At 69.4% G+C, this 7,674-nt stretch carries 5 protein-coding genes and 1 pseudogene; 4 read left to right on the top strand and 2 right to left on the bottom strand.

All coding sequences use genetic code 11. The features are described 5' to 3' along the window. A pseudogene (locus FJV41_RS46760) lies at window positions 1–563 on the top strand (cell envelope biogenesis protein TolA); the annotation flags it as partial. Window positions 564–649: 86 nt separating this feature from the next. On the opposite strand, the gene FJV41_RS46755 reads toward FJV41_RS46760, so the two are convergent. Continuing rightward, window positions 650–1,075 carry a MarR family winged helix-turn-helix transcriptional regulator gene (locus FJV41_RS46755; protein ID WP_246137860.1) on the bottom strand — a complete coding sequence of 142 codons (426 nt, stop codon included), beginning with the start codon at window positions 1,073–1,075 and terminating at the stop codon, window positions 650–652. Window positions 1,076–1,218: 143 nt separating this feature from the next. On the opposite strand from FJV41_RS46755, the gene FJV41_RS46750 reads away from it, so the two are divergent. The 3 genes from FJV41_RS46750 (at window position 1,219) to FJV41_RS46740 (ending at window position 6,951) form a co-directional block, all read left to right on the top strand. Then, window positions 1,219–2,595, top strand: coding sequence for a TolC family protein (locus FJV41_RS46750; protein WP_141649106.1), 1,377 nt, complete (start codon window positions 1,219–1,221; stop codon window positions 2,593–2,595). After that, on the top strand, window positions 2,583–3,731 hold the full coding sequence (locus FJV41_RS46745) for an efflux RND transporter periplasmic adaptor subunit (protein WP_371746063.1): 1,149 nt from the start codon (window positions 2,583–2,585) through the stop codon (window positions 3,729–3,731). The genes FJV41_RS46750 and FJV41_RS46745 overlap by 13 nt, the downstream gene beginning before the upstream one ends. Before the next feature lie 76 nt (window positions 3,732–3,807). Further along, a complete protein-coding gene (locus FJV41_RS46740; protein ID WP_141649105.1) occupies window positions 3,808–6,951 on the top strand; it encodes an efflux RND transporter permease subunit in 3,144 nt (1,047 codons plus the stop codon). Window positions 6,952–7,032: 81 nt separating this feature from the next. Here the strand turns inward: FJV41_RS46740 and FJV41_RS46735 are convergent, their stop codons facing one another. After that, window positions 7,033–7,407, bottom strand: a complete 375-nt coding sequence (locus FJV41_RS46735) for a DUF488 domain-containing protein (protein WP_141649104.1) — start codon at window positions 7,405–7,407, stop codon at window positions 7,033–7,035. Window positions 7,408–7,674: the final 267 nt, after the last annotated feature.

Below are 7,674 nucleotides of genomic sequence, written 5' to 3'. Positions count from 1 at the left end.
TGGTGGCCCCGCAGATCGCCGCCCCCGCCAAGGAGGGTGAGCAGGTGGTGGCCGCGGCCGTGTCGGTGACGCCGGTGGCCGAGGCCGCTCGCGAGGACCGGACTCCTCGCCGCGTCATCCGCGAGCTGAGCGAGGCGGACCGCGAGAAGATGGACCGGCTGGAGCAGGCGGCGAACAAGGACCGCAACCGCGCCGTGGACCTGGAGAAGGAAGTGCGCCGCATCAAGGGCCGCAACGAGACGCAGCAGCGCGTCTACGCCGCGACCAAGGGCGACCTGGACTTGATGAAGGACAAGTACAAGGCGCTGGAGAAGCGGCTGAACCGCACGCTGCTCGAGCGCGACCTCATGCGCCGCGCCATCAAGGACCTGGAGAAGAAGACGGGCATCCTGGCCGACCGCACCGAGCTGACCCCGGAGGAGATGGCCGCCAGCGACCAGCGCACCGAGGAGACCTCCCGCGTGCGCGCCGAGTCGGAGGCCCAGTCCGCCGCGCAGCAGGCGCCCGCCGAGGCTCCCGCCGCCACCACCGAGGCAGAGCCGAAGCCCGCGCAGCAGGCCTGACAGGCCGCCTCGCCGCTTCGAGCCGAGGGGCTCGGTCTTCCGGAATCACTTCCGGAGGCCGGGCCCTTCGTCGTTCCAGGCCCCGCTCACTCCCCGCAGCCGTCGGTGCCAGGCACGTCCGGACCGACTGACCGCAGGCTCAGGCCCGTCTGGAGCTTCTCCATCAGCCGCTTCAGCTCCGACAGCTCCGGCTCCGGAAGGTACTCCCCCAGCTCGCCGTCCAGCTCCCGAAGCGCATCGAGCAGGTGGGACAGCTCGCGCTCTCCCTGAGCGGTCAATTCCAGCCGGAAGCAGCGCCGGTCCTCCCCGGCCTGCCGCAGCACCAGCCCATCCTCTTCCAGCCGATCCACCAGCCGGCTCGCCGCGGGCGCGTCCACCATCAGCCGCTCGGCGAGCGCGGACTGCCTTCGCATGCCCTCGGAAATGGCCTTCAGCGCCAGCAGTTGATTGAACGGCCGCGTCGTCCGCGCCCCGAGCTTCTCGGTGAGGTGGCGGCGAATGCTGCGACGCAACGAGGCGAGGTGCTCCGCGAAAGTCATTCCTCTGAAGAAATAGTTGTCGCCTACAATGGTTGTCAATTACATCTGCCTGACGCAATTCGTCGGATGGGGGGAGTCGAGTCGCACCTGCAGTCACCCTTACCTACCCGATTGGTATGTCCGCACCCACCGCTCTCCTCTTGGCGTTCGTCGCTGCCTCGACGCCGGCCGCGCCGAGTACTCCTGTTCCTCCCCCTGTCCCCTTTCAGCCGAAGGTGGAGGACCCGATGTTGGCGCCGGTCCCCGCCGCGCCTCAGCAGGTGAGCACCTGGGAGCAGGCGCTGACGCTCGTGCGGGAGCGCTCGACGAATCTGAGGGCCGCGGAAGCCGGCGTCCAACGCGCCGAGGGGCGCTGGCGTCAGGCCCTGGCGTCGCTCTTGCCCAACGCACGCGCGTCGGCGAGCGCCGCCCATGACCTCCTCAACCCGGACACCGCGGTGGGCGTGTTTCCCACGCCCGCGCTGGACGGGCGCACGCCCACCTCGCCGATTGTCGGAACCCTCTCCGCGTCCCTGAGCCAGTCACTGGTGGACGTGGGCGCGTGGCGAGGCCTGTCGTCGGCGTCCGCCTCCGAGCGCGGCGCGGTGGCCAGCCTTCAAGATTTGCGTCGCCGCCTCACGCTGGGGCTTGCCCGCACGCTGGTCGCCACCGTGGCGGCCGAGCGGGCCGCGGAGATCAACCGCGTGGGTCTGCTCCAGGCGCTGGAGCGCTCCGCCTTGACGACGCGCTCGTTCGACCTGGGCGCGAGCAACCAGCTCGACGTGGTGCGGGTGAACCAGGATGTGGCGCTGGCGCGCGGCGCGCTCGTCTCCGGTGACGAGCAGCTTCGCCGGGCGCGCGAGGCGCTCGGCATCGCCCTGGGCTTTGGCAACGCGGTGGGCGTGGACACGTCCTTCAACCTGGGCGGACTGATGGAGGACACGCGCAAGGCGTGCACTCCGCTGGAGGACCTGGACACCCGCCCGGACCTGGCGGCCGCCCGCGCGCAGATGGATGCGTCGCGCGACAGCCGGCGGCAGGCGTCCGCGGGCTACCTGCCGACGCTCGGCCTGACGAGCAACCTGCAAGCGGTGACGACGGACCCGAGCTTCGGGCGCTTCTCTTCATGGAGCATCGCCGCGGTGCTGTCCGTCCCCCTGTGGGAAGGCGGCCTGCGCGGTGGACTGGTGAAGGAGCGCGAGGGAATCGAACGCCAGGCGGCGGAGACGCTGGAGGGCAGCCGCCGCGACGTGTCCGTCGAGGTGACGCAGGCCCGGCGCAGCATCGAGGTGGCACAGGCGCTGGTGAAGACGGCGTCCGAGTCGCGAGAGCTCGCGGACCGGACGGACCGGCTCACGCGCCGTTCCTTTGAAGTGGGCCGCGGCAGCAGCTTGGAGCTGGTGCAGAGCGGAGCGGCCTTGCGCCAGGCGGAGCTGACGCTGGCGCTGCGTGAATTCGAGCTTGTCCAGGCGCGCCTGGACGCATTCTTGACGGAGGCCCGGTGCGATTGGTGATGCGGGTGCGCCCCCTGAAGGCGCTGAAGATGACGTTGTGGAGTTCCGCCCTGCTGATGGCGGCGGGGTGCTCGGGCAAGGCGGCCCCTCCGGCCGCGCCGCCTCCTCGCGAGGTGCAGGTGTTGACGCTGGCGCCCAGCGAGGTGCGAGACACCGGGGAGTATCTGGGCTCGCTCTTGTCGCGGCAGAACATCACCGTGCTGCCTCAAGTCGCGGGCTACGTGCGCCGCATCCACGTGAAGCCCGGTCAGAAGGTGGAGGCCGGGGCTGCGATTCTGGAGGTCGACTCCCGCACGGAGACGGCCGCGCTCGACAGCGCCCAGGCGCAGCAGAGCTCCGCGCACGTCAGCCGGGAGCTGGCGCGCACCACCCTGGCGCGCACGGAGGCGCTCTACAAGGAAGGCCTCGCCAGCGCGCAGGAGCTGGAGCAGGGCCGCGCCCAGGTGGAGGCCGCCGAGGCCGCCTCGCGCTCCGCCGCGGCCCAGGTGGCCCAGCGCCAGGTGCAGTTGCAGTTCCACGCCGTGCGCGCGCCCTTCGCGGGAACGGTGGGCGACGTGCTGGTGCGCATGGGTGACTTCGTGGGCGCGACGACGCCGCTGACGACGATTGCCCAGGCGGATGTCCTGGAGGTCAGCGTGGCGCTGCCGTCCGAGCGGGCGCGCGCGCTCAAGCCGGACACGGCGCTGGAGGTCCTGGACTCGCAGGGCAAGGTGCTGCTCACCAGCCCCCTGTTCTTCGTCGCGCCGCAGGCGGACCCTCGCACGCAGCTGGTGGAGGTGAAGGCGGCCTTCCAGAACACCGTGGGCCTGCGCCCCAGCGAGCTGGTGCGCTCGCGCATCGTCTACGCGAAGCGGGACGCGCTGCAGATTCCCGCGCTCGCGGTGGTGCGCCTGAGTGGTCAGCCCTTCGCCATGGTGGTGCAGGACAAGGAAGGCAAGACGGTGGTGGAGCGCCGCCCCATCGTCCTCGGGACGCTGGGCGACCTGTCCTACGTCATCGAAGGCGGGCTGAAGCAGGGCGACCGGGTGGCGGTGTCCTCGCTGCAGGCGCTGCGCGACGGCATGGCCGTGAAGGTGAAGTCCCCCGACGCCGCTCCGGCCGCCGGGGCCGGTGCCGCCACGGCGGGCAGCCGCTGAGCCAAGGGATGGACCGGGCCTCGCCAGTCGCATCGCGAGGCTCGGCTACCGCCATGAGAATGAGGGCCTGAACGCCGTGTTCGTCGACTTCTTCATCCGCAGACCCGTCTTCGCCATCGTCTGCTCCATCTTGCTGACGCTGGTGGGGGCCATTGCCATCCCCACCCTGCCCATCTCCCAGTACCCGGACCTGGCACCGCCGCAGGTGACGGTGACGGCCAACTACGTGGGCGCCAGCGCCGAGGTGGTGGAGAGCGCCGTCACCATTCCCATCGAGCAGGAGCTCAATGGCGTGGAGGGCATGCGCTACATCACCTCCACCAGCAGCAATGACGGCACCAGCCAGATTACCGTCACCTTCGAGCCCACGCGCGACATCGAGGTCGCCGCCGTCGACGTGCAGAACCGCGTCAGCCGCTCCGCCGCGCGCCTGCCCTCTCAGGTGAACCAGACGGGCATCGTCGTCAACAAGGCCTCCAGCCAGATGCTGCTGACGGTGGGTCTGTCCAGCCCGGACAACCGCTACGACGCGAAGTTCCTCAGCAACTACGCCGACGTGAATCTCAAGGACGCCATCAAGCGCGTGCGCGGCGTCGGCGAGGTCCGCATCTTCGGCGAGCGCAAGTTCTCCATGCGCCTGTGGTTGGACCCCACGGAGCTGGCGCGCCGCAAGCTCACGCCCCAGGACGTGACGCGCGCGCTCCAGGAGCAGAACCTCCAGGTGGCCGCGGGACAGGTGGGCCAGCCACCCTCCAGTGAAGAGCAGCCCTACCAGCTCGCGGTCCGCGCGCGCGGCCGTCTGGTGGACCCGGAGGAGTTCGGCGACATCGTCCTCATGCGCGACGCGAGCGGCAAGAGCGTGCGCGTGAAGGACGTAGGCCGGGTGGAACTGGGCGCGGAGAGCTACGGCACGCTGTTGCGCTTCAACGGGAAGACGGGCGTGGGTCTGGCCATCTTCCAGTTGCCCACCGCCAACGCGCTCGACGTGCGCGACGGCGTCTTCAAGGAGCTGGAGCGCCTGTCCACGCAGTTCCCCCCGGGCATGACGTTCCAGACAGGCACGGACACCACGCTCGCGGTGCGCGCCTCCATCCACGAAGTGCTCCAGACGCTGGTGGAAGCCATCGCCCTGGTCATCCTGGTCATCTTCCTGTTCCTGCACGGCTGGCGCAGCGTGTTGATTACAGCCTTCACCCTGCCCGTCTCGCTGGTGGGCACCTTCGCCTTCGTCCAGTTGATGGGCTTCTCCATCAACACCCTCACCCTCTTCGGCCTCACACTGGCCACGGGCCTCGTCGTCGACGACGCCATCGTCGTCATCGAGAACATCGAACGGTTGATGGTGGAGCGGCACCTGACAGCGCGACAGGCCGCGCGCGAGGGCATGAAGGAAGTGGCCGGCGCCGTCATCGCCATCTCCGTCGTGCTGGTGGCGGTGTTCGTCCCGGTGGCCCTCTTCCCTGGAACGACGGGCGCCATCTATCGCCAGTTCGCGCTGACCATCGCCGCGTCGGTGGCGCTGTCCACGTTCTGCGCGCTGACGCTCACCCCGGCGCTGAGCGCTCGGATGCTCAAGCACCACGTGGGTGAGAAGTGGGTGTTCTTCCGCTGGGTGGACAAGGTGCTGGACGCGACGCGCGCCTGGTACGGCCGAGGCCTGCGGGCGCTGCTCAAGCACCCGCTCATCGTCCTGGTTGCGTTCCTGGCCTGCATCGGCGCCACGGTGGTGCTGTTCCGGGTGACGCCCACGGCCTTCATCCCCGACGAGGACCAGGGCTACGTCATCATCTCCATCCAGGGCCCGGAGGGCATGTCGCTGGCCCAGTCGGAGAAGGTGCTGGCCCAGGTGGAGGAGGTGCTCAAGCAGCAGCCGGAGGTGCGCGCCATGTTCGCCATCGGCGGCTTCTCCTTCCAGGGCACCGGCCCCAACCTGGCGACGGTGTTCTCCAGCCTCATCCCGTGGGAGGAGCGTCCGGGGAAGAACCAGTCCGTCGCGGGGCTGGTGGAGCGGCTGCGTGGGCCGCTGAGCCGCATCGGTGGCGCGCGTGTCATCCCCTTCCAGCCCCCGGCCATCCGCGGCGTGGGCAGCGTGGGCGGCTTCCAGTACATCGTCGAGGACACGGCGGGCTCGCGCACGCTGGATGAGCTGGCGACGGCCACGCAGGAGCTGGTGGCGAAGGGCAACGCGGACGGACGGCTGCGCGGCGTGCTCACGGCGTTCAACGCGGACACCCCGCTCTTGGACGTGGAAGTGGACCGGCAGAAGGCCAAGGCGCTCGGCATCCCCATCGAGCAGATCTTCGGGACGATGCAGGTCTACATGGGCAGCCAGTACGTCAACGACTTCAACTACGCGAACCGGACGTACCGCGTCTACGTGCAGGCCGAGCAGCAGTACCGCGACAGCCCGCAGGACATCGGCGCGTTCTACGTGCGCAGCGACAACGGGGAGATGATTCCGCTCGAGTCGCTGGTGAAGGTGACGCCCACGGTGTCCGCGCAGGTCATCCGCCACTACAACCTGTTCCGTTCGGCGGAGGTCAACGGCGCGGCGGCTCCGGGCGTCTCCTCCGGTCAGGCCATCGAGGCGATGGAGACGCTCGCGGCGCAGACGCTGCCGCAGGGCATGAGCGCGGAGTGGACGGGCATCAGCCTGGAGCAGAAGGAGAGCGGTGGTCAGACGCTCATCATCTTCGGCCTGGGGCTCCTGTTCGTGTTCCTGGTGCTGGCGGCGCAGTACGAGAGCTTCAGCCTGCCGTTCGTCATCATCCTCTCGGTGCCCCTGGCCATCATGGGCGCGCTGGCGCTGCAGCTCATGCGCGGGTACGCCAACGACGTGTTCTGTCAGGTGGGTCTGGTGATGCTGGTGGGTCTTGCCAGCAAGAACGCCATCCTCATCGTGGAGTTCGCCGAGCAGCTGAGGGAGAGCGGCAAGGACGCGCTGGAGGCGGTGGTGATGGCCGCCGAGGTCCGCCTGCGGCCCATCCTGATGACCTCCATCGCGTTCCTCCTGGGCGTGGTGCCGCTGATGACGGCGCAGGGCGCGGGCGCGGCGGCGCGCAACTCGCTGGGCACGACGGTGTTCGGCGGAATGCTGGTGTCCACCATCGTCAACCTCATCTTCATCCCGGGCCTCTACGTGCTGATGCAGAAGGTGCGCGGCGAGTCCCGGCGGGAAGCGGCGGACGACGAACTCCCGGCGGCGGCTCCGGCGCCGTGAGCCATTGAAGGACACCGCTGGTGGACGCGGGAGCCATGGGCTCCCCTGTCCCGGCGGTGCGGCCGCCCACGCTCCAGAAGGTCAGGAGCGGCGGGCGGCTTCGATGAGCTCCGCGAGCAGCGTGCGGTGACAGACGGGCTCCAGGATGCAGTCCTTGGAGCAGAGGAGCGTTACCGTCTCTCCCCGGTCCACCCTCGCGGCCAGCTCTGCGATGATTTCCCGCTGTGACTGCATTTCCTGGATGTACCGCTCTCGGTAGGCATCGAGGGTTATCGGCGTCTGGCCCTTGCCGTAGAAGGCCTCGAAGAGGTCGGGGCTGGGCGCCAGCTCGCGGCGCCACTCGTCCCAGGTCTCCTTGGCTTTGGGGAGGCCGCGCGGCCTGTAGCGGCAGACGAGGAGACGCAAGCCATCATCGGGCTCTCCTGGAACACACCAGCGACGGGTCTTGATGGGCATCGAGGGGCAACCCGGTGCCGAGGGCACCGTATTCCGGAAGGGGTTCACCCGACTTCTTACCGGACCTGCGTGGATCACTCGCGGTGGCTTCGTCGCAAGTCCTTGGAAACGCTTGGATCGAGCGAGGCGAAGGATGCGGCACGCGCCCTGCTATGTGATGCCGCATCGAAGCGCGGCGGTACGGCGCAGGGGTTGGGCAGCAAGGGCGGCGGGTTGGACGGGGCGGTACGCAGGACGGGCGGCGGGCTGGACGGGGCAGTACGCAGG

This window comes from Myxococcus llanfairpwllgwyngyllgogerychwyrndrobwllllantysiliogogogochensis, from assembly GCF_006636215.1.
Taxonomy (GTDB): domain Bacteria; phylum Myxococcota; class Myxococcia; order Myxococcales; family Myxococcaceae; genus Myxococcus; species Myxococcus llanfairpwllgwyngyllgogerychwyrndrobwllllantysiliogogogochensis.
This window is presented reverse-complemented; position numbering and strand designations above follow the sequence as displayed.